The following is a 733-nucleotide window of genomic DNA, read 5'->3' on the forward strand; positions in this document are numbered from 1 at the left end:
TGCTAAGAATGTCCTTCATTCTATTAAAGATGAAGAATTATTCAATATTGTCGTTCCAACAGAAAAAGAAGGAGAATAATATGGCTTTAAATTTAATTGGAAATCTTTTAGGGTTAGGGTCAATTGTAAAAGTTGAAAATGAGAATAATACAGGACTCTATGTTGTTTTAGCACGAGGAGCGATGAAAGAGGGAGAAGATGGAGCGGTTCCACGATACTTGGTTGGACCGCATCCATACGGAGAAGCACCTGATCAAGAGACTTTTCCACTCATTGACTCTGAAATTAAAGAAGTAATTTTTGAGGGTTATACTGATGAAGCAGATGAAACATTTTTAAAAGATTTATTGTATCAGATGGAAAATGGTAGAAGACCCTCACAAGTTGCTCATCAATTCAAAGAAGCATTAACAGAAATACAAGAAGTTGAGGAATCCGAGGACGAAGTTTCGCAAGAAATGGCAAAAGGAAAAATAGACCCATTTTATAAACTTCGTAATTTAACACAATAAATGAAAGGAGAAAAATTATGAAGTCTGACGTAAATGTTGCCCAAGATGCTGTTTCTAAATTTTGGGGAGTAGATACTGGGAGTTTTAAAGGAAGTAAGATTTCTATTGGGGCAAGCAATATCGGAAGTATTAAAAAAGGAGCAAGTGTTTCCAAAGAGATGTTAACGGACTTGTCTGAGTTGGCGTCTTGCATAAAGAAACAGGCAGACAAATTTACTGAT

General features: G+C 35.5%; 2 protein-coding genes. Both read left to right on the forward strand.

What is annotated here, in order from left to right; all coding sequences use genetic code 11:
- Positions 1-80: 80 nt before the first annotated feature.
- Positions 81-512 (forward strand): DUF4176 domain-containing protein, encoded by a 432-nt coding sequence (locus IAE51_RS12005; RefSeq protein WP_200095652.1) that lies wholly within the window; start codon positions 81-83, stop codon positions 510-512.
- Positions 513-529: 17 nt separating this feature from the next.
- A partial coding sequence (locus IAE51_RS12010) for a hypothetical protein (RefSeq protein WP_200095653.1) occupies positions 530-733 on the forward strand: 204 nt, incomplete at its 3' end.

It is taken from the genome of Lactococcus sp. S64 (assembly GCF_016516525.1).
GTDB classification, from domain to species: Bacteria; Bacillota; Bacilli; order Lactobacillales; family Streptococcaceae; genus Lactococcus; species Lactococcus lactis.

Coding starts and splice junctions, on each gene's coding strand:
- IAE51_RS12005 (WP_200095652.1), top strand. CDS start 81: ATGGCTTTAAATTTAATTGGAAATCTTTTAGGGTTAGGGTCAATTGTA.